Annotated in this window: 27 protein-coding genes; 17 read left to right on the plus strand and 10 right to left on the minus strand. The window is 71.6% G+C overall.

The window, feature by feature from the left end:
• Positions 1–163: 163 nt before the first annotated feature.
• Positions 164–766, minus strand: coding sequence for a TetR/AcrR family transcriptional regulator (locus ACFYX4_RS29445; RefSeq protein WP_389339635.1), 603 nt, complete (start codon positions 764–766; stop codon positions 164–166).
• Positions 767–898: 132 nt separating this feature from the next.
• On the opposite strand from ACFYX4_RS29445, the gene ACFYX4_RS29450 reads away from it, so the two are divergent.
• Both ACFYX4_RS29450 and ACFYX4_RS29455 read left to right on the plus strand, forming a co-directional pair.
• Positions 899–1,882 (plus strand): patatin-like phospholipase family protein, encoded by a 984-nt coding sequence (locus ACFYX4_RS29450; RefSeq protein ID WP_389339637.1) that lies wholly within the window; start codon positions 899–901, stop codon positions 1,880–1,882.
• Between the two features lie 132 nt (positions 1,883–2,014).
• Positions 2,015–3,514 carry a flavin-containing monooxygenase gene (locus tag ACFYX4_RS29455; RefSeq protein ID WP_389339639.1) on the plus strand — a complete coding sequence of 500 codons (1,500 nt, stop codon included), beginning with the start codon at positions 2,015–2,017 and terminating at the stop codon, positions 3,512–3,514.
• An 83-nt stretch (positions 3,515–3,597) separates the two neighbouring features.
• Here the strand turns inward: ACFYX4_RS29455 and ACFYX4_RS29460 are convergent, their stop codons facing one another.
• Complete coding sequence (locus tag ACFYX4_RS29460) at positions 3,598–4,365, minus strand: SDR family oxidoreductase (protein ID WP_389339641.1); 768 nt, start codon at positions 4,363–4,365, stop codon at positions 3,598–3,600.
• Positions 4,366–4,513: 148 nt separating this feature from the next.
• Here ACFYX4_RS29460 and ACFYX4_RS29465 point away from each other — a divergent pair, with 148 nt between their 5' ends.
• The 7 genes from ACFYX4_RS29465 to ACFYX4_RS29495 all read left to right on the plus strand — a co-directional run bounded on the left by ACFYX4_RS29465 (position 4,514) and on the right by ACFYX4_RS29495 (position 11,027).
• On the plus strand, positions 4,514–5,335 hold the full coding sequence (locus ACFYX4_RS29465; RefSeq protein ID WP_389339643.1) for a helix-turn-helix transcriptional regulator: 822 nt from the start codon (positions 4,514–4,516) through the stop codon (positions 5,333–5,335).
• Between the two features lie 14 nt (positions 5,336–5,349).
• Positions 5,350–5,688, plus strand: coding sequence for a VOC family protein (locus ACFYX4_RS29470; RefSeq protein WP_389339645.1), 339 nt, complete (start codon positions 5,350–5,352; stop codon positions 5,686–5,688).
• A gap of 195 nt (positions 5,689–5,883) precedes the next feature.
• Positions 5,884–7,248 carry an APC family permease gene (locus ACFYX4_RS29475; protein WP_389339647.1) on the plus strand — a complete coding sequence of 455 codons (1,365 nt, stop codon included), beginning with the start codon at positions 5,884–5,886 and terminating at the stop codon, positions 7,246–7,248.
• A gap of 198 nt (positions 7,249–7,446) precedes the next feature.
• Positions 7,447–7,839: a DUF3040 domain-containing protein gene (locus tag ACFYX4_RS29480; protein ID WP_389339649.1), complete on the plus strand. Its 393-nt coding sequence runs from the start codon at positions 7,447–7,449 to the stop codon at positions 7,837–7,839.
• Between the two features lie 125 nt (positions 7,840–7,964).
• Positions 7,965–9,284: a cation:proton antiporter gene (locus tag ACFYX4_RS29485; protein ID WP_389339651.1), complete on the plus strand. Its 1,320-nt coding sequence runs from the start codon at positions 7,965–7,967 to the stop codon at positions 9,282–9,284.
• Positions 9,285–9,433: 149 nt separating this feature from the next.
• Positions 9,434–10,096, plus strand: a complete 663-nt coding sequence (locus ACFYX4_RS29490) for a GPP34 family phosphoprotein (protein ID WP_389339653.1) — start codon at positions 9,434–9,436, stop codon at positions 10,094–10,096.
• A 55-nt stretch (positions 10,097–10,151) separates the two neighbouring features.
• A complete protein-coding gene (locus ACFYX4_RS29495; RefSeq protein ID WP_389339655.1) occupies positions 10,152–11,027 on the plus strand; it encodes a methyltransferase domain-containing protein in 876 nt (291 codons plus the stop codon).
• A 94-nt stretch (positions 11,028–11,121) separates the two neighbouring features.
• Here ACFYX4_RS29495 and ACFYX4_RS29500 read toward each other — a convergent pair whose 3' ends face one another.
• On the minus strand, positions 11,122–11,820 hold the full coding sequence (locus ACFYX4_RS29500) for a GAP family protein (protein WP_389339657.1): 699 nt from the start codon (positions 11,818–11,820) through the stop codon (positions 11,122–11,124).
• A gap of 332 nt (positions 11,821–12,152) precedes the next feature.
• Between ACFYX4_RS29500 and ACFYX4_RS29505 the strand changes: the two genes are divergently transcribed.
• Complete coding sequence (locus ACFYX4_RS29505; protein ID WP_389339659.1) at positions 12,153–13,190, plus strand: YhjD/YihY/BrkB family envelope integrity protein; 1,038 nt, start codon at positions 12,153–12,155, stop codon at positions 13,188–13,190.
• A gap of 62 nt (positions 13,191–13,252) precedes the next feature.
• The gene (locus tag ACFYX4_RS29510) at positions 13,253–13,930 is read left to right on the plus strand and encodes a tetratricopeptide repeat protein (protein ID WP_389339661.1); all 678 of its coding nucleotides are present in this window, start codon (positions 13,253–13,255) and stop codon (positions 13,928–13,930) included.
• Between the two features lies 1 nt (position 13,931).
• Here ACFYX4_RS29510 and ACFYX4_RS29515 read toward each other — a convergent pair whose 3' ends face one another.
• On the minus strand, positions 13,932–14,645 hold the full coding sequence (locus ACFYX4_RS29515; protein WP_389339663.1) for a hypothetical protein: 714 nt from the start codon (positions 14,643–14,645) through the stop codon (positions 13,932–13,934).
• 131 nt (positions 14,646–14,776) lie between these two features.
• On the opposite strand from ACFYX4_RS29515, the gene ACFYX4_RS29520 reads away from it, so the two are divergent.
• Positions 14,777–17,002 carry a HEAT repeat domain-containing protein gene (locus ACFYX4_RS29520; protein ID WP_389339665.1) on the plus strand — a complete coding sequence of 742 codons (2,226 nt, stop codon included), beginning with the start codon at positions 14,777–14,779 and terminating at the stop codon, positions 17,000–17,002.
• A 15-nt stretch (positions 17,003–17,017) separates the two neighbouring features.
• On the opposite strand, the gene ACFYX4_RS29525 is transcribed toward ACFYX4_RS29520, so the two are convergent.
• The 4 genes from ACFYX4_RS29525 to ACFYX4_RS29540 form a co-directional block, all read right to left on the minus strand.
• Entirely contained in the window at positions 17,018–18,025 is a 1,008-nt protein-coding gene (locus ACFYX4_RS29525) for a transporter (protein WP_389339667.1), read from the minus strand.
• Positions 18,022–18,918, minus strand: a complete 897-nt coding sequence (locus ACFYX4_RS29530) for an ABC transporter ATP-binding protein (protein WP_389339669.1) — start codon at positions 18,916–18,918, stop codon at positions 18,022–18,024. The genes ACFYX4_RS29525 and ACFYX4_RS29530 overlap by 4 nt, the downstream gene beginning before the upstream one ends.
• Positions 18,915–19,319, minus strand: coding sequence for a GntR family transcriptional regulator (locus tag ACFYX4_RS29535; RefSeq protein ID WP_389339671.1), 405 nt, complete (start codon positions 19,317–19,319; stop codon positions 18,915–18,917). Before ACFYX4_RS29535 ends, ACFYX4_RS29530 begins: the two co-directional genes overlap by 4 nt.
• A 158-nt stretch (positions 19,320–19,477) precedes the next feature.
• Positions 19,478–19,747, minus strand: a complete 270-nt coding sequence (locus ACFYX4_RS29540) for a hypothetical protein (protein ID WP_389339673.1) — start codon at positions 19,745–19,747, stop codon at positions 19,478–19,480.
• 310 nt (positions 19,748–20,057) lie between these two features.
• Here ACFYX4_RS29540 and ACFYX4_RS29545 point away from each other — a divergent pair, with 310 nt between their 5' ends.
• From ACFYX4_RS29545 to ACFYX4_RS29555, 3 genes are all read left to right on the plus strand, one after another.
• Positions 20,058–20,846 carry a hypothetical protein gene (locus ACFYX4_RS29545; RefSeq protein ID WP_389339675.1) on the plus strand — a complete coding sequence of 263 codons (789 nt, stop codon included), beginning with the start codon at positions 20,058–20,060 and terminating at the stop codon, positions 20,844–20,846.
• Between the two features lie 140 nt (positions 20,847–20,986).
• Positions 20,987–21,400, plus strand: coding sequence for a YciI family protein (locus ACFYX4_RS29550; protein ID WP_389339677.1), 414 nt, complete (start codon positions 20,987–20,989; stop codon positions 21,398–21,400).
• Between the two features lies 1 nt (position 21,401).
• Positions 21,402–22,574 carry an RNA polymerase sigma factor gene (locus ACFYX4_RS29555; protein ID WP_389339679.1) on the plus strand — a complete coding sequence of 391 codons (1,173 nt, stop codon included), beginning with the start codon at positions 21,402–21,404 and terminating at the stop codon, positions 22,572–22,574.
• On the opposite strand, the gene ACFYX4_RS29560 is transcribed toward ACFYX4_RS29555, so the two are convergent.
• Positions 22,564–22,989 carry a DUF3592 domain-containing protein gene (locus ACFYX4_RS29560; protein WP_389339681.1) on the minus strand — a complete coding sequence of 142 codons (426 nt, stop codon included), beginning with the start codon at positions 22,987–22,989 and terminating at the stop codon, positions 22,564–22,566. The two genes, ACFYX4_RS29555 and ACFYX4_RS29560, sit on opposite strands and share 11 nt — an antisense overlap.
• Positions 22,990–23,112: 123 nt before the next feature.
• Here ACFYX4_RS29560 and ACFYX4_RS29565 point away from each other — a divergent pair, with 123 nt between their 5' ends.
• On the plus strand, positions 23,113–23,904 hold the full coding sequence (locus ACFYX4_RS29565; protein ID WP_389339683.1) for an alpha/beta fold hydrolase: 792 nt from the start codon (positions 23,113–23,115) through the stop codon (positions 23,902–23,904).
• Positions 23,905–23,974: 70 nt separating this feature from the next.
• Here the strand turns inward: ACFYX4_RS29565 and ACFYX4_RS29570 are convergent, their stop codons facing one another.
• On the minus strand, positions 23,975–24,442 hold the full coding sequence (locus ACFYX4_RS29570; RefSeq protein ID WP_389339685.1) for a winged helix-turn-helix transcriptional regulator: 468 nt from the start codon (positions 24,440–24,442) through the stop codon (positions 23,975–23,977).
• Positions 24,443–24,555: 113 nt separating this feature from the next.
• Between ACFYX4_RS29570 and ACFYX4_RS29575 the strand changes: the two genes are divergently transcribed.
• Positions 24,556–25,056 (plus strand): PaaI family thioesterase, encoded by a 501-nt coding sequence (locus ACFYX4_RS29575; RefSeq protein WP_389339687.1) that lies wholly within the window; start codon positions 24,556–24,558, stop codon positions 25,054–25,056.
• The last annotated feature ends 158 nt before the right edge of the window (positions 25,057–25,214 follow it).

Below are 25,214 nucleotides of genomic sequence, written 5' to 3' on the forward strand. Positions count from 1 at the left end.
AGACGAGCCCCTGCCACCAGGCTCTCACACCGCAAGGCGCGCGGTACCTGCGAAAGCGGGCGCCTGAAGGCTCGCCGGACGTCCGGGACCGGGTGCCTGAAGGCTCGCGGTACTTCCGGGACCGGGCTCCCGAGGGCTCGCGGTGCCTCCGAGGCCGGGGCCCCTACGGGTTCGCCGCGTCCAGCCCCAGGAAGAGGCGCAGGGTGTCGGTCAGCACCGTCGTCGGGACGGACGGGTCGGCGACCCGCTGGACGCCCAGTCCGATGCCCAGGCTGAGCAGCGTCGCCGCGGCCCGGTCGGCGGGCATGGCCAGGCGGGCGCCCGACTCCTGGGCCAGGGCTTCGAGGAGCTGGGCCAGCATCTGCCGGATCAGCCCGACGCGCGCCGTCATCTCCTCGCGGAGCTCCTCGTCGTGCCGGGCCCGGGTGAGGAACTCGACCTCGAACGTCGTCCAGGCCTCGTCCCCGATGTGCGCCTCGCCCCACGCCGTGAACGCGGCGAGACGCTCGTCGACGGGCCCGTCGCCCATGACCGAGGCCGTGAGCATCTCCAGTTGCTCGGCGCGGATGTCGTCGAGGACGGCGAGGCAGAGGCGGTCCTTGTTGCGGAAGTTGGAGTAGACCGCGCCCTTGGAGTAGCCGGCCGTCTCCGCGACGTCGCTGAGGGAGGTGGCCGCGTAGCCGTTCCGCAGGAACAGCGTGCGCGCGGTGGCGACGAGCCGCTCGCGGGTGAGCTCCTGACTCTCGACGCGGCTGAGGCGGGCCATGTCCTGTTTCCCTTTTCCCTAGTGCCGACTCCCGGATCTTATCTCCGTCACGGCCTGTGCACGCCGTTCGAATACCGCTAGTATCCGGATCTCATCGGTATCCCGATCGGGAGAGCGGAGCACCCAGTGATCGTGCACGGCACGCGGAGCACACCATCCCGAGGCCTGGTGCTGGGCTGCGGCGGCACCCTCGGCACGGCCTGGACGATCGCCGCCCTGCACTCGCTGCGACAGGCCACCGCCTGGGATCCCCGCGACGCGGACGTCCTGGTGGGCACCTCGGCAGGGGCGGAGCTCGCGGCACTGCTGGGCGCCGGCGTCGGCGTGGACGAACTGCTGGCGGCGCAGCTCGCCTCCGGGGACGCCCGCCCCGAGCTGGTACGGCACTTCGCGCATCCGCCCCGCCGTGTCCCGCCCCGGCCCGCGCTCCTCCTCGGAGCGCCCCGGCTCGCCGGACACGCGCTGAGAGGAGCCGTCCCCGCCCTGACCGGGCTGTCCGGCCTGCTGCCCCGGGGGCGTGGCGACGCGGCATGGCTGGCCGCCCTGGCCGACCGCCTGGCCCCCGACGGCGCATGGGTAGGGCACCCCGCGACCTGGCTGGTCGCCACCGACCTCGACACGGGCCGCCGCACCCTCTTCGGACACCCCGAAGCCCCGAAGGCCGCCCTCCGTGACGCGCTGCGCGCTTCCTGGGCGATCCCCGGCTGGTTCCCTCCCGTGCGCATCGACAGCCGTCTCTACGCCGACGGCGGCATCAGCTCACCCACCTCGGCGGACCTGCTGCTGGAGCGCCGGCTCGACGAGGTGTACGTCGTCGCGCCGATGAGCTCGGTAGTCCCGGGACGCCGCAGCGGACTCGGCCGCGCCGAGGCTCTGCTGCGCCGCGCCATGACCCGCACCCTGAACGCCGAGTGCGCCGCCCTGCGCGCGGCCGGCACCCGGGTGATCCGCATCGAGCCCACCGCGGCCGACCTGGCCACGATGGGCGGCAACTTCATGGATCCGCGGCGGCGGCCGGCGGTGCTGGAGAGGGCGTTGCGCACGACGCGGGGGGTTGTCCGGGAGAGCTTGCGAACGGCGGTGCCGCGCACGGTAGTTGATGCGTCCGGTGGTTGATGCGTCCGGAAGTTGATGCGTCCGGAAGTTGAGGCGTCCGGAAGTTGAATCGGCGGATCACGCGCCCGCCGCCGCCCCGCAGTCCGTTCCCCTCCCCCCATCCCCCCATCCCCCCATCACAGGAGTCACGACATGCCCCGCCCGAGCGATGCCCCGGACGCAGGTCTCCGCACGACCGAGCCCCGTGACGTGGAGGTGCTGATCATAGGCAGCGGGATCAGCGGCATCGGATCCGCGGTCAAGCTGCGCCGGTCGGGCGTACGGGACTTGGTGCTGCTGGAGAAGGCGGACGACCTCGGCGGCACCTGGCGGGACAACACCTACCCGGGCTGTGCGTGCGATGTGCCGTCCGCCCTGTACTCCTACTCCTTCGCGCCCAACCCCGAGTGGACGCGCGCCTTCGCCGGCCAGGCGGAGATCCGCGCCTACCTGGACGACACCGCGTCCCAATACGGGATCACGCCCCTCATCCGCTTCGGCACGGAGGTCCTGCGGGCGCAGTGGCAGCCGAACGAGGCCCGGTGGCACGTCGACACGAACCGCGGTCGCTACACCGCCCGCTTCCTGATCTCGGCGGCGGGCCCGTGGCACGAGCCGCTGACCCCCGACATTCCGGGCCTCGCCGACTTCCCCGGCACGGTCTTCCACTCCTCGCGCTGGCGTCACGACCATCAACTGGACGGCGCGCGGGTGGCGGTGGTGGGCAGCGGCGCGTCGGCCGTGCAGTTCGTCCCGGCGATACAGCCCCGGGTGAGCCGGCTGCACCTGTTCCAGCGCACGGCCCAGTGGGTGCTGCCCAAGCCCGACCACTACGTCCCTCGTGTCGAACGCGGGCTCATGCGACGGTTCCCGGTGGCCCAACGGGCCCTGCGCGGCGCGGAGTACGCGGCGCTGGAAGCGCTCGGCGCGGGCTTCCGGCACCCCGCTCTCCTGCGCGCGGTGCAGAAGGTGGGCGACCTCCACCTCAGGGCGACGGTCAAGAACCCCCGCCTCCGCCGTGCCCTGACCCCCGACCACACCCTGGGCTGCAAGCGCCTGCTGCTGTCGAACACGTACTATCCGGCGCTGACCCGGCCCAACGTCAGTGTTCACGCCACGGCGGTGGACAGCGTCCGAGGCAATCAGGTCGTCGGCGCGGACGGCAGCACCGCCGAAGTGGACACCATCATCATGGGCACCGGCTTCCACATCCTCGACATGCCCATCGCCCGCCGCGTGCACGACGCCGACGGCGCGAGCCTCGACGACCACTGGAAGGGCAGCCCGGACGCCTACCTCGGCACCACGGTCAGCGGCTTCCCCAACGCGTTCGTCCTCCTCGGCCCGCACCTGGGCACGGGCCACTCCTCGGCGTTCATGGTGCTGGAAGCCCAACTGGACTACGTGGCAGCGGCGATACATCACTCCCGGTCGTCCGGCTGGACCAGCATGGAGGTACGCCCCGAAGTCCAGGCCGCCTTCAACGCCGAGGTCCAACAGGCCCTCCCCACCACGGTCTACAACGCCGGCGGCTGCTCCAGCTACTACCTCGACACCAACGGAGTGAACAGCTTCAGCTGGCCCTGGTCGACGGGCCGAATGCGCCGACGCCTGGGCGAGTTCGACACCGAGGCGTACAACGTCACGGCGTGATCCCGAGGGCGACTTCGTTGAACTGTTTCGCTGAACTCGACTCGACTGAGGAGCCGGGCCGCAGGCGTTCTCGCTGTCGCCGCTCACTGCGCGCTGGCCGTGGGGCGGACCACTATCTCGTTCACGTCGACCTGTGCCGGCTGGGCGAGTGCGTAGGCGATGGCCTCCGCTATGGCGAGGGCGGGGAGAGCCACGGATCGGTAGGTTTTCATGGCCTCCCTGGCCGACGGGTCGGAGATGGTGTCGGCGAGTTCGGACTCGGTGACTCCGGGGGAGACGAGGGTGACCCGGATGGCCCCGTCGGACTCCTGGCGCAGGCCCTCGGAGATCGCGCGGACGGCGAACTTCGTCGCGCAGTAGACCGCCGCGGTGGGGGAGACCTCGTACGCGCCCACCGACGCGACGTTCACGAAGTGGCCGCCGCCCTGGGCGCGCATCACGGGCAGACCGGCGGCGATGCCGTGCAGCACACCCCGCACGTTCACGTCGATCATCCGGTCCCACTCGTCGACCTTCAGCGCGTCCAGCGGCGACAGCGGCATCACCCCCGCGTTGTTGACCACTGCGTCCACCCGTCCGTACCGCTCCCGCGCGGCGGACACGAAGGCCCGGACGTCAGCCGCGTCGGTGACGTCCAGCCGCTGGAACGCCGCCGTCCCGCCCGCGGCGGCGATCTCCTCCACCAGCGTCCGCAGACGGTCGGTGCGGCGCGCTCCGAGGAACACGCGGTGTCCGTCGGCGGCGAGCCGGCGAGCGGTCGCCTCTCCGATCCCGCTGCTCGCTCCCGTGATCGCCACGACCTTGCGGCCTTCGAATTCGCCTGCACCTGCACCTGCGTGTGTGTCGGTCATGTGTGTCACTCCTCCCGGTGGGGCCGTCCGTGAGCCGGCCGCCTGTCCGACCGAGTCTGGGCGGCGCCGACCTCGCCTGCCACGACGTCTTCTCCCTGGGTGCGCCACACCCAGGCAGCCCCCGCCCCCGGCCCACTAGCGTGGGGACATGACCGACAACCACCTGGGAGAGTTCCTGCGCGCACGCAGGGCGGCCCTGCGGCCGCAGGACGTCGGCATCGCGAGCTACGGCGTGCGCCGGGTCAGCGGACTGCGCCGCGAGGAGGTCGCCGTCCTGGCCGGAGTGAACGCGGACTACTACGCCCGCCTGGAACAGGGCCGCGAACGCCACCCCTCGGCCCAGATGATCGACGCGCTCGGCCGCGCCCTGCGACTGGACCCCGACGCCCACGCCCACCTGCACCGACTCGCCGGAACCACCCCGGAGAACACCCACACCCCCACCACGGACCGGGTCACCCCCGCCCTCCGCCGGCTCCTGGACGGCTACCCGCACGCCCCGGCGTACGTCATCAACCCGGCCCTGGACATCCTGGCGTCCAACGCCCTGGCCGAAGCCCTCCACGCACCCTTCGAGCCGCCCCACAACCTCGCCCGCATGACCTTCCTCGACCCGGCCGGACGCCAGTTCTACACCCGGTGGAGCAGCACCGCGCAGGCCGTCGTGGGCCATCTGCGCCAAGCGACCGGCCTCGACCCCGACAGCCCGCGACTGCGGGAACTCGTCGAAGCCCTCACCGGATCCGGCCCGGACTTCACCCGGCTGTGGAACTCCCACGCCGTCCTGGGCAAGACCCAGGACGCCAAACATCTGCGCCACCCGGACGTCGGCCCCATGACCCTCACCTACCAGGCCTTCGACGTCCGCGACGCCCCCGGCCAGCAACTCGTCGTCTACCAGGCCGAACCCGGCAGCGCCGACGCCGAGGCGCTGACCCTGCTCGGCTCCCTCCACGCCACCGCGTCCTAGCTAAGGTGGTCCGCATGACCTTGGACGCGAAGATGATCACTGTTGACTGTGCCGACCCCCGCCGCCTCGCCGCCTGGTGGGCCAAGACGTTGGACGCGGACATCGCCCAGGACTTCGACGGCGAGTTCGTCATCGTCGGGGCGGAGCCGCTGGTCCTCGGCTTCCAGAAGGTGCCCGAGCCCAGACAGGGCAAGAACCGGCTCCATATCGACTTCCACACCGAGGACCGGCACGCCGAGGTGAGCCGACTGGTGGACTCGGGGGCCACCGTCGTCGGTGAACACTCCGCGGGCCCCCTCACCTGGACCGTCCTTCAGGACCCGGACGGCAACGAGTTCTGCGTGGCCGGCTGACGCTCCCCGGGACAGGAGTCCCCGGCTCAGCGGCTGCGGGCCTCCCCGCACCGACGCACGCTGATACTTGCGACCGAGATACCTGCGACCGATTGCAGTACGCCGAGGCATCACTCACCCGGCCGCCGGGCAGGCACAGTCCTGTCCGTGCAGGCGGAGTCCTGTTCAGTGCGGAACGCCCCGAGGGGAGCCGTCGTGCCCACAACCGGAACGGACGCCACCGCCACGGCGGGGGACGGGGACCACACCCCGCTGAAGCGCGCCATCGGCCCGAAGCTGCTGATCCTGTTCGTGATCGGCGACATCCTCGGCACCGGCATCTACGCCACCACCGGTCAGGTCGCCGGGAAGGTCGGCGGCGCGCTCTGGCTGCCGTTCGTCATCGGGTTCGTCGTGGCCGTCCTGACCGCAGCCTCCTACGTCGAACTCGTCGGCAAGTACCCGCGGGCGGCCGGAGCCGCGCTCTACACCCAGAAGGCGTTCAACGTCCCGTTCCTCACGTTCATCATCGCCTTCATGGTGATGTGCTCGGGCCTGTCCTCGGCGAGCGCGGCGGCCCGGGCCTTCAGCGGCGACTACCTCGGCGAGTTCACGGACTTCCTCCCGCCCACTCTCGTTGCGATCCTGTTCATCCTCGCCCTGGCGGCCCTGAATCTGCGGGGCGTGTCGGAGTCCGTGAAGACCAACGTCGTCCTCACCCTGGTCGAACTGACCGGCCTGTTCGTCATCCTCGCGATCGGTGCCTGGGCGGTCCTGACCGGCGAGGGCGAACCCTCCCGGCTCGGCGAGTTCCAGGCGGAGGGCGCCGGCTTCGCCCTCCTCACCAGCGTGCTGGGCGCTACAGCCCTCGGCTTCTTCGCCTTCGTGGGCTTCGAGGACTCCGTCAACATGGCCGAGGAGACCAAGGATCCGGCACGGACCTTCCCGCGCGCCATCTTCACCGGCGTCGCCGTCACCGGCACCCTCTACGTCCTCATCGCCCTGATCTGCTCGCTGCTCGTCGACTACCGCGTACTGGAGGAGTCCAGCGGCCCGCTGCTGGAGGTCGTCAAGGCCGGCGGGCTCGACTTCCCGCCCAAACTCTTCGCGCTGATCGCCCTGTTCGCCGTCACCAACTCGGCCCTGATCAACATCATGATGGCGTCCCGCCTGTGCTACGGCATGGCGAACGAACGCATCCTGCCCCGCGCCCTGGGCCGCGTCCTCCCGAACCGCCGCACCCCGGTCGTCGGCATCGTCTTCGTCTCCGTCCTCGCCATCGGCCTGGTGTCCACCGGCGAGATCGCGGGCCTCGGCGACACCACGGCCTTCCTCCTCCTGTGCGTCTTCGCCGTCGTCAACGTCGCCGTCCTCGTCCTGCGCCGCGACCATGTCGAGCACCCCCACTTCCGCACGCCGACGGCGCTCCCCGTGCTCGGCGCGATCACCTGTCTGATCCTGGCCAGCCCGCTGTCCGAACGGCCCGCCGACGTCTACATCCGGGCGGGCGTGCTGCTGGCCATCGGCATCGCGCTGTGGGCGCTCAACAAGGTGGTGATGAAGGCGCACGGCGAGGGGTGAGCGGGGCTCATGGACAGGTGAGAGGCGCTGCTGCCCTGAGCGGAGGGTGTGGCTGCCCTTAGGGGACGACGCCCGTGGGACGGGCCGGACATGGGGGTCTCACCCCTCCGAAAATGGGTGACGCGCCCGATGTGAGGCCGTGCCCCGCCGTGTGATGGTGGCATGGACCCCAACTGCCGGTCTCCGGAAGGAGGAGGCATGGCCCACCCTGGCGCCGACCCCTTGAACGATCTCGAACCGACGACGAAGAGAAGCGCCCCGCGCTTTCCCCGCGGTCTGGACACCGGCCGCCCACGCCGGCCGCGCTCGTCCCGCAGACCGCGACGGCGTGGGCCCGGCTGGGCGCTGCTGGTCCTCGCCGCGGCGATGCTGATCGTCGGCGTGACGCTCCCGCAGGGTCTGCTCCTCGCCTCGGGCCTCGTCACGGCCGGCATGGCGACACATCTGCTCACCACACCGCCGCCCGCCCGCACTTCGGACCGGCGCGCGCCGGATCGACGTGCTTCGGACCGGCGCACCCCGGATCGCCGCGGCCTGCCATTACCCCCGCAGGCCCGTCGTCCCGACGACGACGGGCACCACCGCCGCTGACGACGGCCGCGCCACCCGGTGACACCCAGCGACACCCGACAGGCAACCCCAACCCGCAGGAGGACGCATCCACTTCCGTCCCACACCGCACGTCATGCCCACCCCGCTGCGGAAGGCGGTGACCCGTGGGACATGCTGACACCCTGCTCGCCATGGGCGGCGCCTTCCTGGCCGCCGCCGTCCTCGCCCGCCTCGGCAGCCGGATCGGGCTGCCGACGATCCCCCTCTTCATGCTCGCCGGCATCCTGCTCGGCCCCCACACCCCCGGCCTGGTCCTGGTCGAGGATCCGCACGACTTCGAGATGCTCTCCGCGCTCGGCCTGGTGCTCCTGCTGTTCTATCTCGGCCTGGAGTTTCACCTCGACGACCTCCGCAGCGGTGGGAGGCGACTGCCGGCCGTCGGCGGCGTCTACTTGCTGCTGAACGTCGGCGCGGGCCTGGGATTCGGCTTCGCCCTGGGCTGGGGAGCACGCGAGGCCCTGGTCCTCTCCGGTGTCCTCGGCATCTCCTCGTCCGCGATCGTCACCAAGATCCTCGTCGACCTCGGCCGACTCTCACGCCCCGAGACCCGGCTCATCCTGGGTGTCACCGTCGTCGAGGACATCTTCCTCGCCCTGTACCTCGCCGCCCTCCAGCCCGTCATCAGCGGCGCGCACGGCATCACCGAAACGGTCCTCCAGGCGGCCAAGGCGTTCGCCTTCCTGATGGCGCTGGCCGTCGCGGCCCGCTACGGAACCCGTCTGATCGGGCGTCTGATCGCGGTACGGGACAACGAGCTGCTGGTCATCAGCTTCCTCGGCGCGGCGATCCTCGTCGCCGGCGTCTCCGAGGTCCTCGGGGTGGTCGACGCCATCGGCGCCTTCATGGTCGGCCTGATCTTCGCCGGGACCCCTTCCGGGCCACGGATCCGCGAACTGGTGCATCCGCTGCGCGACGCCTTCGCCGCGATCTTCTTCTTCGCCTTCGGACTGGCCATCGACCCCGCCGACCTCGTCACCGTCGCCGGACCCGTCACCGCCGCGGTGGCCCTCACCATCGTCATGAACGTGGCCGCAGGACTCTTCGCGGCCCGCCTCTACGGCTACGGCGCCCAGCCCACCGCCGACATCGCCACCACGCTCCTGGGCCGCGGCGAGTTCGCGCTGATCCTGGCCTCCATGGCCGCCGGCGCGGGACTCGACGACCGCCTCGCCCCGTTCATAGCCAGCTATGTCCTCATCCTCGCCGTCCTCGGCCCCATCGCCGCCGGGCACTCGCATCTGCTGGCCCGTGCATTGAAGTCCGCACGCGGTGTGCTGCCCGGCGGCCGGCCACGAGCACCCGCGGACGGCCGTCCGCCCGCCGACCCGGAGTCGATTCCGCCCGCCGCCCCAGAGTTGATCCCGCCCTCCGACGCCGCCGCCTCCCGGCCCGAAGCGGATCGCACCGGTACCGGCATTCGGTGAGGCGGTCCTGACCGCCGCCGGATCGTCGGCAGGACGACGCCGCTGTCCGCCCGACAGGACGGGCACCGCGCGCGGGACTAGCCTGAGGGAGGCTGCGTCGATGATCGAGGTCTTCGACGAGGACACCGACCGCGGATGCGAGGCTCCTCATGACGACGCCGCGGGATCTGCTGATCGCCGCCCTCGACGCCGAGGCCGGCGGCGACCCTGTGCCCACGGGCGACCTGTCGCTCGCGCTCGCCGGAGCCGAGCTGATCGACCTGCTGACCACTGCGGCCGTCCGGCTCGACGACGGTCGCATCGTGGCCGGCACTTACGGGCCTACGCCCACGGATCGCCTCCTGGAGGAGGCCGCGGCCTCACTGGCGACGGCCGAACCGTTCGAGCCGGTGGGCGACTTCCTGTGGCGTCGCGGAGAGAACCTGGCGCAGACGTACCTGGCCGCCTTCGAGGCGGAGGAACTCGTCGTGCGGCAGGGGAAAAATCCCCTCCGGAAGGGGCGGTGGGCTTTGGCGGACTCTCCGTCCCGTCGTCACGCGACGGAGCGCGCGGCTTCGGCCGAACCGGTCCTCCGCACCCTCGCGGAGGAGGTCGGCATCGGTCACCGGCCCGCCCAGGGCGCGTCGGGCACACGGGGTGCCTCCAGCGCAGCCGGCGCATCGGCCACATCGGACGCATCGTACGTCGACTCCGAGGACGCGGAGACCGTGCTGGCCGCCGTCCACGACGCGCTGCTGGAGCTGGAAGCCGTACGGCAACGGCGGGGGATCGAACAGGCCGCGTTCGACAACATCTGGCGCGGCCTCGAATGATCCGCCGCCATGAGAGCCGCACGAGGCCACAGAGGCGGCGAAGGAGGCCTCGGACATGACAGCTCCGCGTTCTCAGGGCGAGACCCGGGCCGGCACTGCTTCCGGAGTCAAGGGTGGCGGCGTCAGCAGCGGCGAAGTCGGTGTCGGCGGCGGCGGTAGATACGGTGAGGATCTGTTCGAGCCGGAACGCCCGGGGGAGGGCGAGCGGATCGACGCCGCCGCCGCGGTCTACGACCCCGTCACCACCCGCCGCCTCCGGGCGCTGGGCGCGGGGCCGGGCCGGCGCTGCCTGGAGGTCGGGGCCGGGACCGGAACCGTGGCGCGCTGGCTGGTGGAGGAGGCGGGCGTCGAGGAAGTGGTCGCTCTGGACCGCGACACCGGAGCCCTGGCCGCGCTCGCCGGTCCCCGGCTGCGCCCGCTCGCCGCCGATCTCACGGACGAGACCCTGAGCCCGGGCGGCTTCGACCTGATCCACGCCCGGTTCGTCCTGATGCACCTGCCCGACCGCCGTCGGCTGATCTCACGGCTCGCCGGCTGGCTCGAGCCGGGCGGCTGGCTGGTGCTCGGCGACGCCGTCGACGTGCCCGACGTCCTGGACGCCTCCTCCGCCTACCGGCGCACCATGGACGCCATGTGGCGGACGCTGAAGTCGACGATCGGCACCGACATCTCCTCCGTACCGGCGTACCCGCACTTCCTGAGGGACGAGGGGCTGCGCGAGGTCGCCGCCGAGTTGTACTGCCCGCCCCTGGTAGCGGGCGGTCCCGCGGCCCGCTTCTGGTCGGAGACGTGGAGCCGGATGCGGCCCGAGTTGGAGGCGGCCGGCCCGGGCCACGCCGATGTTCTCGACGAGGCGATGGCGTACCTGGCCTCACCGGAACTCGCCGAACTCGGGCCGGGCATGGCGATGGCGTGGGGGCAGCGGCCCTGAGGCGGCCCACCGCCAGGTCTGTTCCGCCCGGCACGCCCACTCCACCGGGCGGCGGGACCACTGGGCGGCGGGACCGGGACGGTGACCGGGTACGTCACCCGGTCAGCTCGTAGATGCTCTTCCCGGTCAGCCACAGGCCGACGATGAGACTGCCCACCACGATGGCCTGCTCTTCGCGGCTCTCCATCCACGTGCGCAGCGCGAGCAGCCGTTGCTGTGCCGCGTCCGGCGCGAACACCACGTACAGCTCGGCGGCGATCAGACTCGCCGTGGCCAGCACGCAGAAGGCGAAGAGCACCAGCCAGGTCGACAAGTGGGAGGCGTCCGCCTCGACGATGGTCACGGCGCCCGCGGCCACCAGTCCCCACGGCTGAAGGAGCATGGCCAGTCCCGCCGCCGAGCCGAGGGAACCGCGATGCGCACGCGCGACGTCGGGGGAGGGCTCCGATCCGGTGGAGCCGGGACGCGAAGGCTCCGCCGCGGCGGCCCCGACCGACACCCGGTCCGGGACGGGCCGGCGATGCCGGTACGCCCCGTAGAGGACCAGCCCCACGCCGATCGCGAGCTTCAGCGACAGGACCGCCGTGGACGGCGGCGACCTCGGCGGTGGCGGCTGGCCGCCGGTCAGCGACAGCACCAGGGCGATCACCACGACGAAGCACGCCAGCCACCCGAGAATGAAGGCGAGCCCCTTCCACACACCCCGCGGCGATGCCACGACCAGCACGAAAGCCATCAGGGGAAGCGGGTCCAGGGTGATGACGAGAGCGATGAGCAGCAGGTCGAAGACCATGGCGATATCCCGTCGTGCACCGACGAGTCGAGCCTAAGCACGGGGGTGACCCACCGCATCTCTGAGCCGTCTCCGTGCCGTCGCCGACGTGGGCGTGGGCATGGGCGGGCGTGGCTGTGGGTGCGGGCGTGGGGCGGACCGCCGGGTGCCGAGGGCCGCACCTTCCCGCACCCTGGGGAGAGGACTTGGACAGAGGACATGGACAGAGGACCTGGACAGACGGCCTGAACAGGGGATCGGAGCGACTCGATGGAGACTCCTGTACGGCTTCCGTCGTCGGCGGCGGCCGGGGCGCGGTCGTGGTGCTCGGGCATCACCCCCGTGGGCGGCTGATGCAGCCCGAGAAGGCCGGGAACGGCCGACGCCCCCCGGACGGCCGACTCTCCGGCCGTCCGCACGACCGCGCTTCCGGCCTGCCCTCCACCTCCGACGCGACGAGGCGCGCCCCCGGCCCCGGCGCACGCCGTCGGCCCGCCGCCTCCGGAGCCCGCGTACGGCGCGCGACGCGCGTGTTGCGCCCGTCCTGGTGGCGTGTCCGGACCCGGGACCTGGCCGCCCGGGCCAAAGCCCTCCACCACCGTCTGGAGACCCGGCTCCCGGTGATCACGCAGATCGTGGACCGGATGGTGGCGGTGAACATCTTCGACTCCGCCACCCGCCTCGCGGCCCAGTGCTTCCTGACCGCCGTGCCGTTGCTCTTCGTCATCGGCGCGTACGCACCGACGGCGGTGCAGGAGCAGCTCGTCGCGTCGGTGAGCGACGTCTTCGGCCTGACGGGGGACGTGAAAGCCCAGTTGGAGCAGGCCTTCCAGCCCCCGAACGAGGAACTCCAACAGGCCACCGGCCTGGTGGGCGGACTGATGGTGCTGCTGTCGGCGACCGCCGTGAGCCGCGCCATGCAGCGGCTGTGCAGACGGGCCTGGGCGATCCCCCGGTCGGAGACGCGCATCGCGCCTTGGCGGTGGCTGGCCTGGATCCTCCTCTGGCTCGCTTTCCTGCTCGTCCAGGGGCCGCTGCGCGACGGGTTCGGCCTCGGGGCGTGGCTCGGCGTACCGATCACCCTCGTCACCCAGACGGTTCTGTGGTGGTGGACGCAGCACCTCCTGCTGGGCGGGCCTTTCCGCTGGGGCCCGCTCCTGCCCGGCGCCGTCATCACGGCGGTCTCGGTCACCGCCGTGTCCCTCACCGCGCAGTTCTACATGCCCCGGGCGCTCGACCGGGCCCTGGCCGACTACGGTTCCGCGGGCACGGTCTTCGTCCTGCTGTCCTGGCTGATCGTGGTGTGCGTCGCGATCACCGTCAGCGTCACCGTGGGCGCCGTCCTCAGCCGGGAACCCTTCCTGGCGAAGCGCCTCGGCCCCCCGACGTGACCGCCCGCGGGGCCAGAGCGCGGTCGGTCGTATGCCCGCGGGGCAGGACATACGATCGCGGCATGACTGCCGACGAGCGAATCGAGCGAGCCCAACTCCTCTACGAACGTGCCGTGTTCGGAGGTGACAGCAGTGCGTTGGCGGCGGCCGACCATTGTCTGGACGAGGTCGAGGCGGACCTCGTGTTGGCTCGCGGACGGGTGATCCACGCCCGGTTCCTGGAGGATCGGGTCGAGGACGCCCGGGAGCTGGAACTCTTCGAGCGTGCGGCGGAGTTGTACGGCCGGCTCGGTGACGTGCGGGGCGAGGGCGAAGCCGTGTTCTGGGTCGGCGCCTTCCACCAAGTGGTCCGCGACGACACCGAGACCGCCGTGCCCGCCTTCACCCGCGCCCTGGACCTCGCCACCCGGGCCGACGACCGGCTGACGGCGTCCTACGCGCTGCGGCACCTCGGCTTCGCCGACCACATGGCCGGCCGCCTCGACGAGGCCCGTGCCCGCTTCGAGGAGTCCACACGCCTGCGCCGGGAGACGGGCTTCCTCCCCGGCGTGGCGGCGAACCTGATCGGGCTGGCCTACCTGGCCGCGCAACAGGGGCGGCGGGACGACGCGGCGGCGCTGCTCGCCGAGGCGACGGAGGCGGCCGAGAGCACCGACTCGCACGGCGTCCTGCGCTGGATCGAGGAAGCCCGCAAGGAACTGGCCCTGCCGGCACTCACACACGACGGCGACCGCCCCTGAACTACAGCTCCCACCACCAGGTTTCGAGCTCCTCGGCGTCGGCGAACTCCACGTGAGCCGCGTAGGGCGACCGTCGCGCGACGGGCAGGGCATCGGTCCGGCGAACCACGGCACGCAGCTCCCGCACGGCAGGCATCTCGGCGAGTTCCGCGACGTCGAAGGGGCAGCCCGCAGGTCCGCCGACAAGGGTCTCGCAGCCGAACGCGTACCACTGGCCTATCAGCTCACGGTCCCCCTCCTTCTCGGCGGCGACGGCGACCTCGCGGACCACGTCGATCAGCCGGGCGCGGCCGAGCGGCACGGCGTCGGGACCGTGGAGTCGACCGGCGTCGACCATCCGCCGCCACAGCGCGGTGCCGGCGTCGCAGTACAGGAACGGCGGCTGCACATAACCGTCTTCGAGCCACGACCCGTAGCCGTCGAAGTCGGGCGCGCCCTCATCGAACGTGCGCAGCACGGTGAACCCGGTCAACCCGTCGAAGTAGGGGGCCCGCTCGGCATGGTCAGGGTGCCGATCCACCGGAAAACGGTAGGTGTACCCGCGCCGCAACAGAACGTCCATCACCCGAAAGTGCGTGAACGAACAGTCGTACCCACCCTGAAACCCGTACAGAACCCCGAACCAGTCCCGAACACGCGGGTCGCCGTCCCCGCAGCGAACGTCAAGCACACGAACGGAGTCCGCGACCAGATCCTCGATCTCATGCTCGGCCATACCATCCTCCGCCCTTCGAACAGCCCACCGCGCACCGCGACATGCCCGCATCCAACCAGCAGCAGAGCAGGCCGGGCGAGACGACCACGGGGACGGTTCGGGTGTCAGACCCTGCTGGCACGATGCCTCTCATGAACTTCGTACACCCGCTCGACGGTCTGGACGCGCACCCCTGGTCCTCCTTCAGTCATGCCTACGGACCCGCCGAGGACCTGCCCGATCTGTTGCGGGCTCTGGTCGATGTCGATGTCGATGTCGATGTCGATGGTGATGCTGATGTCGATGAGGCGGACGACGCCTTGTCGGAGTTGTACGGCAGCGTGCTGCACCAGGGGACGGTCTACGCCGCCAGTGCGGAAGCGGTGCCGTTCCTGGCCAGGATCGCGGCGGCAGGCCACCGCACGGCGGGCGTGCTGACGCTGCTCGGAGGCATGGCCGAGAGCGAGGACGAGCACGGGGTGGCACCGGGCGCGGTACGCGACGCTGTGGCCGGTCAACTTCCGCTGCTGTTGCCCCTGTTGGACGATGCGGAGACCCAGGTTCGCCGCACCGCCGTCTGGGCGGTGTCCCACACTCGTGCGACCGCGCGCGTGCTCCCCGCCCTTAGGCAGCGCTGGGAGTCGGAGGCCGATCCGCTGGTGCGTTCGGAGATCCTCGCCGGGATCTCCCGGCTCGACCGAGCGGCCGGTGCCGACACAGCCGGCCCGGTTCTGGCGTCGTCCCAGCCGGCTGCGGTGCGCATGGCTGCCGTCTTCGCCTGTCTCGACGCCGATCTGCCCTGGACCGAGGTGCACCAGACGACGATGCTGTCCCTCCTGCCCGCCGAGGCGTCGCAAGGAGACAGCCTCGACCTCGACCGCAACGAGCCGCTCGCGGCCGTCGTGGAGATGCTGCTGACGAGGGCTCACGATGCGGATCGCGATGGGGGCCGCGAGGCTGATCGGGAGGCGGTGTTCGCGCTCCTCGACGCGGCCCTGCGGGACGACCGCGCCGAGGTGCGGTCCGAAGCCCTGTGGGCGGCCGACCGCGCCTGCATGCTCTCCCGCAGCGCTCCGCGGCGGCTGCTGGACGGCCTTCGCGCGGCGGCCGTCGACGAGGAAGCCGTCGTCGCCATGGCATCGCTCCTCGGCCGGCTGGGAGCCGTGGCCGCACCGGCCGCGGAGATTCTCCTCCCACTCGCCGGCCGTGACCCGGAGCAGACCGATGACCACGCGGACCGCGCGCTGTCCGCCCTCGTCCTCCTCGCACCGGCGCAGGCCGCGCCGTTGCTGGCCGACGGACTCGGCCGACGGCCCAGGGCCCTCGACGCCGCTGCCGGTTTCCTGGCCCCGGCGGACTCCACGTTCCCGTTCGACGCCCGACTTCTCGGCGCGATCCGGCACCGCCTCGCCCAGCCCGGGGCCCTGAGCGGCAATGAGCCGGGACAGCTCACTCGGCTCCTGGTCGGGTGGGGCGCCCGAGCCACACCGGCGCTGCCTGATCTCTACGACACGCTCGTGCACTTCCCGAGCCAGGCCGCCCGGGCGATCGCAGCCATCGCCCGCGCCGCCGCCCCCGACGAACGCGCCCGTGCGGAACGGGCCTTGAGGGCGGCAGCGGAGAAGGGGAGCATTCCGGTCGCACAGGGCCTGTACGACCTCACGGACGACGCCCGCCCCCTGATCGACCTGCTCGAACAAGCGCTTCGGCGTGACGGCGACCGGGCCAGGCAGGCCGCCGCGACAGCTGTCGCTGCGCTCGGGTCCGGAGCGAAAGCACTGGCCCCCGCCCTGCGCGCCGCGCTCGGCGGTACGGGCGGCGACACGACCACGCCCGCGTTGGATGTGGACACGGCACTCGCCGAGGCTCTGTGGCGCGTCACGCAGGACGCCCCCGCGGTGGTCGCCGCTCTGGACTCCGTCTTCGCGCGGGCCGAGCGCAACCAGTGGTCCCGGTGGTCCGTCGTGCGGGCCGCGAGAGTCGCGGCGCTGCTCGGCCCGGCCGGGCGCCCGCTCACCGCCCGCCTCGAAGCCGTGCTCGACGATCCGGAACAGGCCCCCGCCGCGATCCTGGCCCTCACGGCCGTGGCCGAACCCGCCTCGCTGGACCACACGGCACTCGCCGAGACCGCACTTCGGTCCGCCGAGCGGGAAGCCGACCCGACGGGCGCGCTGGACGCCCTGGAGGCACTCGGCGCCGCCGCCCTGTCCCCTGACCGCCTGCGCCGACTGGCCGCTCTCACCGACGGCGACAGGCGGGTCATCCGTTCGGGAGTGGAAGACCGCGTCATCGGCGGTGACGAAGCCTTCCGTGTCCGTGCCCGACGGCTGGTCACCGCCCTCACCGCCGCCACCGCCCAGCACTCCCGCAGCGCGTAGTGGGACCGGTGTCCGTCAGGTCAGTCTGCGGCGGATCCACCAGGCGCAGAAGCCGGTCAGGGTCAGGGCGACGCCGAGGTAGAGCCCGGTCTCGGCCCATTGCAGAGCCCAGAAGTTGCCGGCGGGCTGGTACGTCACCTGTTGCCGGTAGCCCAGGGCGCCGAGGTCGGCGAGGCAGCCTTCGAACTGTTGCAAGGAGGGCGGGCCGGAGTCGACTCGGAGGCAGTCGGCGAAGGACGACGGCACGGTGGTCGGCTGACCGGCGGCGGTCAGGGTCTGCTGGGAGGTGAGCCACGCGCCGGGCTTGTCGAGGTGCACGACGATCTCCTTGGCGCCCTCCTGGACGCTGATCGGGGGGCCGTCGGGCACGATCGGCACGGTGGTCCGGTCCGCGGCGGCCAGGTGCGGCCGGATCCACAACGGCACCGCGATCTGCGCGGCGATGTACGCGGCGAGCGTGGTCGCCATCGCGGGCAGGGTGCGGCGGATGACGAGCCCGAGGGCGACGCCCAGGACGAAGGCGAAGGCGGCGTAGGCCATGGGGACGACGCCCCGTGCGGCGAAGGCCACGGGGTCGAGCCGAGGGAAGTAAGTGTCCGTCGATCCACCGCTGTTGACGGCCCGGTCGACGGGACTGCTCCACCAGCTCACCGCGAGGGCGGCCACTCCGGCGGCGGTCATGGAGGCCGTCGCACCGAGGCCCAGCTTGGTCGCCAGCCAGCGGGTGCGGGTGACCCCCTGGTTCCACGCGAGATAGTGGGTGCCGCTCTCCAGTTCACGGGAGATCAGCGGCGCGCCCCAGAACATCCCGATGACCGCCGGCACGGCGAGCACCACCAGTAGTCCGGTGTAGTAGAGGGTCTGGTCCGAACTGGAGAGCCGGTCCACCAGGCTGCTGCCGGCGGTCCGGTACAGGTCGGCCAACTGCGGGCCGGTGACCGCGAGGGTGGCGGCGAGAGCGGCCACCGCGGCGAACAACACGGCGGCCTGGGTACGGAACTGACGCCACGTCAGCCAGATCATCGCAGTACCTCCAGTGCGGGCCGGGTGTCACGAGCCGCGTCGGCGGGCCGGGTCATGTATGCCAGGACGATGTCCTCCAGGCCGACCGGGACGACGGTCCACGACGGATCGTGGACCGCGGTGTCGGTGCGCACCATGAGGGTGGTCTGCCGCTCGGTGTGGCTGGCGGTGATGACGTGCTGACCGGCCGGGAGGGTGTCCGGGTCGCGGCGCGGGCCGGTGAGCCGGTGGTGGCAGGCGACCAGGTCGTCGATGTCGCCCGCCACCTGCACCCGGGAGTCGACCAGCACGATGACGTAGTCGCAGGACCGCTCGACGTCGGAGACCAGGTGGGAGGAGAGGATGACACTCAGCTCGTGCTCGGCGACGGCCTCCATCAGGTCCTGCATGAACTCCCGCCGGGCGAGCGGGTCCAGGGCGGCGACCGGCTCGTCCAGGATGAGCAGCTGCGGGCGCTTGGCGACGCCCAGGGTGAGAGCGAGCTGCGCCCGCTGGCCGCCGGACAGCTTGCCGGCCCGCTGCTGGGGATCCAGACCGAGGCGACGGATCCGGTCCCGCGCCAGCCCGTCGTCCCAATTCGGGTTGAGGCGCTTGCCGAGGTCGAGGTGGTCGGCGACGCTCAACGCGGCGTAACTGGGGGTGTTCTGGGCGACGAAGCCGACCTTGGCCAGCTGCTCCACACTTGCGGCGGGACGGCCGCCGCACACCTCGATGACACCGGCCGTCGGGGTGAGCATGCCGGACGCCAGGTTCAACAACGTTGACTTGCCTGCCCCGTTGGGGCCGACCAGCCCCACCACCCGGCCGGCCGGGACGTCCAGGTCGCAGTGCTGCAACGCCCAACGCTGCTTGTACTTCTTGCCCAGTCCCTGGGCTCGTAAGACGGTGCTCACGCTACGTCCTCTCCTGCGGTACCGCGAAACGTGTTCACGAACAGCGCCTCGATGCTTTCCTCGTCGAGCCCGGCCAGACGGGCCTTGGTGAGCCAGCGCTGCAACTCCTTGCGCAACGGCCCGTGCGCGGCGAGCGTGCCGTCGGCCAACGTCCGGGTCACGAACGTCCCGACACCGGGACGGGCGGCCACCAGGCCGTCGTGCTCCAACTCCCGATACGCCTTGAGCACCGTGTTCGGGTTGACCGCCATCTGCTTGGCCACGTCCTTGACCGTCGGCAGCCTGTCCCCCTCCTTCAACAGCCCCAGCCGCAGCGCATGCCGCACCTGCTGGACCAACTGCTGATACGGAGACAGCCCGGACCGGCCGTTCAGGTGGAACTCAATCACCTGTTCCTCCATTTACCTAGTTGCCTAGCACTATAGACCCCTAGGTCGACCGTCGGGCAAGATGTGTCCAGGAAGGGGCGGCTGCTCGGCATGACGGCAGGCGTGCGCACACCGCCGGCCAGGGGACGACCGGCGGTGTGCGTGAGACGTCGTTGATCAGGCGGAGTCGGTCAGTTCCCGTCCCGCTGGGGCAGGGGAACGTAGCGGGTGGGCCCGGGAGTCGCGCCTTGCGGCGGGTACTCGCAGTCGAGGCTGGTGACTTCGTAGTCGTCGCCCTCGTTCTGCTCCTGATCGACGACCACCGCCGCGGTGCACACGCGCCCGTGCTCGTCGGTGAACGTGACGATCTCGCTGTAGTCCGTCGGAACACTGCACCCCGCAAGCAGCAGCGCCACCACACCGGCACCCACCGCCGCACCAAGTCCCCCGAGCCGCTTCATCCCCGCCCCCTCCGTACGCCGTATCGCCGCCCGAACCGGCCGCCGTACACCCCAACGTAGCCGTCAGCGATGATCCGGTCACCGTGCCGGACGTCCCCACCGGGGCCGGGTCGAGGCCGGCGTTCGCCGCGGAGTCCGCCGCCACCTGGGCTGCCTTACCGACCGTCCTGGATCAGCGGCGGGCGGCACAGCTGATCACACGGATCGGCAGTCGACGCGCCCCAGAGGATCCCGGCCCTCAACCCGGAACGGCTGTCACAGTCGGCCGATACGCTGCGAGCGATCTACGACCAGGTGGCTGGAAGGCACGATGACCCGCACTCTCAGACCGACGACCGAAGCGATACTCGACGCGCTTCCCGAACTCGCTCCCCACGCACGCGACGCAGCCGTACTCCATCCCAAGCGGGCAGAGCCGGACTGCCGGAGCAGTTCGATCGCCGGACCACTGCTGTGGCCGAGTGACGAACCGTGGCCCGAGTGCTCGTCGCCCGACGAGAGCAGCCCTGCCGGCATACCTGCCACGGCCATGGTGCCGGTCGCGCAGATCTTCCGGCGGGACGCGCCAGGGCCCTGGTGGCCCGCCGGTATCGATCTCTTGCAGATCCTTTGGTGTCCCAATGAACACTGGGATCCTCCGGCCCAGCAGGCCGATGTCAGCCCTGTGCTTGAGGTTCGGTGGCGTCGGGCCGCTGATGTGACCAGCCACTTGACGACCCCGCCGGCACCCTCGCGGTATGACGAGGACAGCTACCTGCCCCAGACGTGCGCCATCACGATCGAGCATGTGACCGACTTCCCTTTCCGTGAGGAGCTGCCCGCGGAACTTCGCCCCCGGCTGGATGAATTGGTCCGCGAGACCGGCGACGGGGGTGACGTCATCACCCGCCTCGCCGGCTGGAAACTCGGCGGCTGGCCAACCTGGCACCTGACGCAACCCAGAGTCTTCGCCTGTGGTGACTGCGGTACGGCCATGACGCTCCTGTTCACCGTGGCCAGTGACTGGGAGACCGCCGTGGTCGTCGGCCGATGGGGAGATCTGCGCATCTTCACCTGCCCCGCCGACCACCGTCACGCCTTCCAGGCAGACCTGCACTGATCCGGGGCTCGTCACCCGCACGACGACTTCCGCCCGGCGGCGAAGAAACTTCCGCCGCTCATGTCGAGAACCCGTGCCCAGCTCCGTCCCCGCTGTGAACGCGGCCACAATGGGTCGCATCAGGATCGAGGAGACGCACCATGGCCAAGTACCTGCTGCTCAAGCACTACCGAGGCGCGCCGGCCGCGGTCAACGACGTGCCCATGGACCAGTGGACGCCGGAGGAGATCTCCGCGCACGTGCGGTACATGAACGACTTCGCCGCCCGGCTGGAGGGGACCGGCGAGTTCGTCGACGGGCAGGCGCTCGCTCCCGAGGGGACATGGGTCCGGTTCGACGGTGAGGGGCGTCCGCCGGTCACCGACGGGCCGTTCGCCGAGACCAAGGACCTCATCGCCGGCTGGATGGTGATCGACGTCGACAGCTACGACCGCGCCGTCGAACTCGCCGGGGAACTGTCGGCCGCCCCCGGGGCGGGTGGCAAGCCGATCCACGAGTGGCTTGAGCTGCGCCCGTTCCTGGCCGCGTCGCCCACCATCACGGAGTGCCACTGAGGTGAACGAGGCCCTGATCCGGAGCCTCACGCCGGGCGTGCTCGCCGTCCTCGTCCGCCGCGGAGCCGACTTCGCGGCGGCCGAGGACGCCGTGCAGGACGCGCTCGTCGAGGCCGTCCGCGTCTGGCCGGCCGACCCGCCGCGGGACGCGAAGGGCTGGCTGATCACCGTCGCCTGGCGCAAGTTCCTCGACACGACCCGCGCGGACGCCGCCCGCCGCCGACGCGAGGACCTGGTCGACGACGAGCCGCCGCCCGGACCCGCGCCCGCGGCGGACGACACGCTCCAGCTCTACTTCCTCTGCGCCCACCCCTCGCTCACCCCGTCGTCCGCCGTCGCCCTCACCCTGCGCGCCGTCGGCGGGCTCACCACCCGCCAGATCGCGCAGGCCTACCTCGTACCCGAGGCGACCATGGCGCAGCGGGTCAGCCGGGCCAAGCGCACCGTCTCCGGCGTGCGGTTCGACCAGCCCGGCGACGTCACCACCGTGCTGCGCGTCCTCTACCTCGTCTTCAACGAGGGCTACTCCGGCGACGTCGACCTCGCCGCCGAGGCCATCCGCCTCACCCGGCAGCTCGCCGCCGCGATCGACCACCCCGAGGTCGCGGGCCTGCTCGCCCTCATGCTGCTCCACCACGCCCGTCGCGCCGCCCGGACCGCGCCCGACGGCAGCCTCGTCCCGCTCGCCGAGCAGGACCGCGCCCGCTGGGACACCGGCACGATCGCCGAGGGCGTCCGGATCCTCCAGACCGCCCTCGCCCGCGACCGGCTGGGCGAGTACCAGGCCCAGGCCGCCATCGCCGCCCTCCACGCCGACGCGCCCACCGCCGAGGAGACCGACTGGGTGCAGATCGTCGAGTGGTACGACGAACTCGCGCGCCTCACCGACAGCCCCGTCGTCCGCCTCAACCGCGCGGTCGCCGTCGGCGAGGCGGACGGCGCGCGCGCCGGCCTCGCCGCTCTCGCCGAGCTGGACGACTCCCTGCCCCGCCACACCGCCGTGTCGGCGTACCTCCACGAACGCGACGGCGACCTGACGACCGCGGCGCTGCTGTACGCGGAGGCCGCCCGGAAAGCCGCCGACGTCGCCGAACGCGACCACCTGACCCGGCAGGCCGCCCGCCTCAACACCCGCCGACGCCGCACGTCAGGGGGGCGGACGGTCACAGAGTGAGGACCCGCACGAGCAACACCGTCGACGTCCCCGCCGTGAGCACCGCCCCCAGCACGGTGAACAGCAGGTCCGCCTTCCTCGTGTCCCAGCCCTGGATCGCGAACCGGCGCGGGTCCTGCGGGTCGTACCGGACCATGACCGGGGAACCCACCCCGAAGCCGCCCCCGACGGCGCCCCGGCCGAACCTGGACGCGTGCTCGCACGCGCGGCCGTCCCGCGTCGTCCACGCCGCGACCGGGTGGACGTACCTGGCGCCCTCGTCGCCCCGGCTGGTGTCGTGGCGGACGATCCGCCCCTCGGCGACGACGCCTGTGCGACGCAGCGCGCTCGCGCGGCGGAGTCCGTACACGCCGAAACCGAGGAAGACCACGCCGATCGCCAGCGGGATGAGGGAGAAGAGCCATTCACGTTCCATGTGTGGTGCGACGCGTGAGCGAGAGCATCGGTTGCGCCGGACCGGCCCGACCCCATGTGGCGGACAGCCCACCCCCGGCGGAGACTGGCCGGGACGACCACACTCCGGAAAGGGCCACCGGCGATGGGTGACTACGCTGACCTTCCTGGCGTCAGGACCTGGTACGAGACCGAGGGGACCGGAGACCCGCTGCTCCTGCTGCACGGCGGCTTCAGCCCCAACGAGACATGGGGCGCGCAGCGCGCCGACCTCGCCGCCGCCCACCGGGTCTTCCTGCCGGAGCGGCGCGCGCACGGGCACACCCCCGACGTGGCGGGGCCGTTGTCGTACACGGACATGGCCGACGACACGGTGGCCTTCCTGGAACGGGTCGTCGGAGGCCCGGCGCATCTGGTCGGCTGGAGCGACGGGGGAGTGGTGGCGCTGCTGGTCGCCGTGGCCCGGCCCGAGCTGGTCCGCAAGATCGTCGTGATCGGAGCGAACTTCCGCCCGGCCCCGGAGTGCTTCGCCGAGCCGGCGATGCTCGACGCGATGACGCCGGGCAGCCCTGACATGGAGTTCTTCCGGGAGATGTACGTGGCTGTCACGCCGGACGGTGCGGACCACTGGCCGGTGGTGGCGGACAAGGTGCTCGACATGTGGCGCACCCAGCCGACGCTCACCCCCGAGGACCTGGCCCGGGTCCGGTCGCCCACCCTCGTCATGGTCGGCGACGACGACATGATGACGCTGGAGCACACCGTCGCCCTCTACCGCGCGATCCCCGGCGCCCGGCTGGCCGTGGTCCCCGGGGCCTCCCACCTGGTCCCGCTGGAGCAACCGGCCCTGGTCAACCGGCTGATCCTCGACCATCTCGCGCAGGACGCGGTGGAGACGATGATGCCCGTCCTGCGCGCCCCCGCGGTGGGCACCTGAATCCGACCCCATATCCGCCCGTCAATGACGACGCCGGCCCCGCGTCCGCCCGCCCATGACGACGAAGGGCTCACGACCGAGGACGCGCCCCCGGCCCCAGCCGGGCGGTGACCTCGCCCGGAGACAGCGCGGCATGCTCCCCCGAGCACGCGACCACGACCCGCACCGGCGCGTCGCACTCGGTGTGGCGAACGTCCAGCACAGGGCCTCGTTCGTCGAGGGCGTACGCCTCGCCCCATTGGCTCAGCGCCATCAGCACGGGCCACAGGTCCCAGCCCTTGCGGGTCAGCCGGTACTCGTTGCGGGAGCGGCTGCCCGGCTCCCGGTAGGCGACGGTCTTCAGGATGCCGGCCGAGGTCAGCTTGCGGAGCCGGTCGCTGAGGACGGCCTCCGACAGGCCGATATGGCGGCGGAAGTCGTCGAAGCGGCGCACCCCGTTGACGGCGTCGCGCAGGATCAGCAACGTCCATTTCTCCCCGACCACGTCGAGCGTGCGCTGGACGGGGCAGTTTTCCGTGCTCGCCTCAAGCCACTCCATACCGCCATCGTACGGGCCTGACTTCGACATTGACAGTCAGCTGCGCGGACGGCTAGCTTCGTCGGCGGAGAGCTAACTTCATCAAGAGAAGTCAGAGGGAAGGGCACCGGGCCGTGGGACGCACACGTACATATCAATGGAGCGATCCGGCGACCCTCGCGGAGAACGCCGGGCGCATGTCCGGCATCGACTTCCTGCGCGAGATCCAGGCGGGCCGCCTACCGGGGCCGCCCGTGAGCGACACCCTGGACTTCACCCTGGACGAGGTGGAGCCCGGCAGGGCGGTCTTCTCCCTGGTGCCGGGGGAGGAGCACTACAACCCGATCGGCAGTGTGCACGGCGGCGTCTTCGCCACCCTGCTCGACTCGGCGGCCGGTTGTGCCGTCCAGTCGACCCTTCCGCACGGCATGGCGTACACCTCGCTCGACCTCACCGTGAAGTTCCTGCGCCCGATCACCGTGGACACGGGCACGGTGCGCGCCATCGGCACGGTGGTGAACAGCGGCCGGCGAACCGCCCTGGCCCAGGCGCAGTTGGTGGACGCGAAGGACCGGCTGCTGGCCCACGCCACCAGCAGCTGCCTGCTCTTCCCGGTGCCGCCGCCCCAGGGGTGACGCCCCCTTCCGGCAGGGGTGATGTGCCTCCCGGGTGCCCGCGCTGTGCAGGGGTGGGGGAGATGCCGGTGAGGTGCGCGAACGGACGCGCGGATACACCCCCCTTGCTGCGTACGGTCGTTGAGCTTCATCTCATTGTCCGTAGCAGCATTCAGGAG

Origin of the sequence: Streptomyces sp. NPDC002328 (genome assembly GCF_042890065.1) — a bacterium.
In the GTDB taxonomy this organism is placed as follows: Bacteria; Actinomycetota; Actinomycetes; order Streptomycetales; family Streptomycetaceae; genus Streptomyces.

What these genes read in the sequence shown, in the direction of transcription:
- ACFYX4_RS29540 (WP_389339673.1), bottom strand. Translation starts at nt 19,747, where the DNA reads ATGAAGCGGCTCGGGGGACTTGGTGCGGCGGTGGGTGCCGGTGTGGTG.
- ACFYX4_RS29510 (WP_389339661.1), top strand. Translation starts at nt 13,253, where the DNA reads ATGACTGCCGACGAGCGAATCGAGCGAGCCCAACTCCTCTACGAACGT.
- ACFYX4_RS29545 (WP_389339675.1), top strand. Translation starts at nt 20,058, where the DNA reads ATGACCCGCACTCTCAGACCGACGACCGAAGCGATACTCGACGCGCTT.
- ACFYX4_RS29560 (WP_389339681.1), bottom strand. Translation starts at nt 22,989, where the DNA reads ATGGAACGTGAATGGCTCTTCTCCCTCATCCCGCTGGCGATCGGCGTG.
- ACFYX4_RS29445 (WP_389339635.1), bottom strand. Translation starts at nt 766, where the DNA reads ATGGCCCGCCTCAGCCGCGTCGAGAGTCAGGAGCTCACCCGCGAGCGG.
- ACFYX4_RS29525 (WP_389339667.1), bottom strand. Translation starts at nt 18,025, where the DNA reads ATGATCTGGCTGACGTGGCGTCAGTTCCGTACCCAGGCCGCCGTGTTG.
- ACFYX4_RS29520 (WP_389339665.1), top strand. Translation starts at nt 14,777, where the DNA reads ATGAACTTCGTACACCCGCTCGACGGTCTGGACGCGCACCCCTGGTCC.
- ACFYX4_RS29565 (WP_389339683.1), top strand. Translation starts at nt 23,113, where the DNA reads ATGGGTGACTACGCTGACCTTCCTGGCGTCAGGACCTGGTACGAGACC.
- ACFYX4_RS29460 (WP_389339641.1), bottom strand. Translation starts at nt 4,365, where the DNA reads ATGACCGACACACACGCAGGTGCAGGTGCAGGCGAATTCGAAGGCCGC.
- ACFYX4_RS29470 (WP_389339645.1), top strand. Translation starts at nt 5,350, where the DNA reads ATGACCTTGGACGCGAAGATGATCACTGTTGACTGTGCCGACCCCCGC.
- ACFYX4_RS29535 (WP_389339671.1), bottom strand. Translation starts at nt 19,319, where the DNA reads ATGGAGGAACAGGTGATTGAGTTCCACCTGAACGGCCGGTCCGGGCTG.
- ACFYX4_RS29500 (WP_389339657.1), bottom strand. Translation starts at nt 11,820, where the DNA reads ATGGTCTTCGACCTGCTGCTCATCGCTCTCGTCATCACCCTGGACCCG.
- ACFYX4_RS29505 (WP_389339659.1), top strand. Translation starts at nt 12,153, where the DNA reads ATGCAGCCCGAGAAGGCCGGGAACGGCCGACGCCCCCCGGACGGCCGA.
- ACFYX4_RS29495 (WP_389339655.1), top strand. Translation starts at nt 10,152, where the DNA reads ATGACAGCTCCGCGTTCTCAGGGCGAGACCCGGGCCGGCACTGCTTCC.
- ACFYX4_RS29455 (WP_389339639.1), top strand. Translation starts at nt 2,015, where the DNA reads ATGCCCCGCCCGAGCGATGCCCCGGACGCAGGTCTCCGCACGACCGAG.
- ACFYX4_RS29480 (WP_389339649.1), top strand. Translation starts at nt 7,447, where the DNA reads ATGGCCCACCCTGGCGCCGACCCCTTGAACGATCTCGAACCGACGACG.
- ACFYX4_RS29490 (WP_389339653.1), top strand. Translation starts at nt 9,434, where the DNA reads ATGACGACGCCGCGGGATCTGCTGATCGCCGCCCTCGACGCCGAGGCC.
- ACFYX4_RS29515 (WP_389339663.1), bottom strand. Translation starts at nt 14,645, where the DNA reads ATGGCCGAGCATGAGATCGAGGATCTGGTCGCGGACTCCGTTCGTGTG.
- ACFYX4_RS29550 (WP_389339677.1), top strand. Translation starts at nt 20,987, where the DNA reads ATGGCCAAGTACCTGCTGCTCAAGCACTACCGAGGCGCGCCGGCCGCG.
- ACFYX4_RS29570 (WP_389339685.1), bottom strand. Translation starts at nt 24,442, where the DNA reads ATGGAGTGGCTTGAGGCGAGCACGGAAAACTGCCCCGTCCAGCGCACG.
- ACFYX4_RS29465 (WP_389339643.1), top strand. Translation starts at nt 4,514, where the DNA reads ATGACCGACAACCACCTGGGAGAGTTCCTGCGCGCACGCAGGGCGGCC.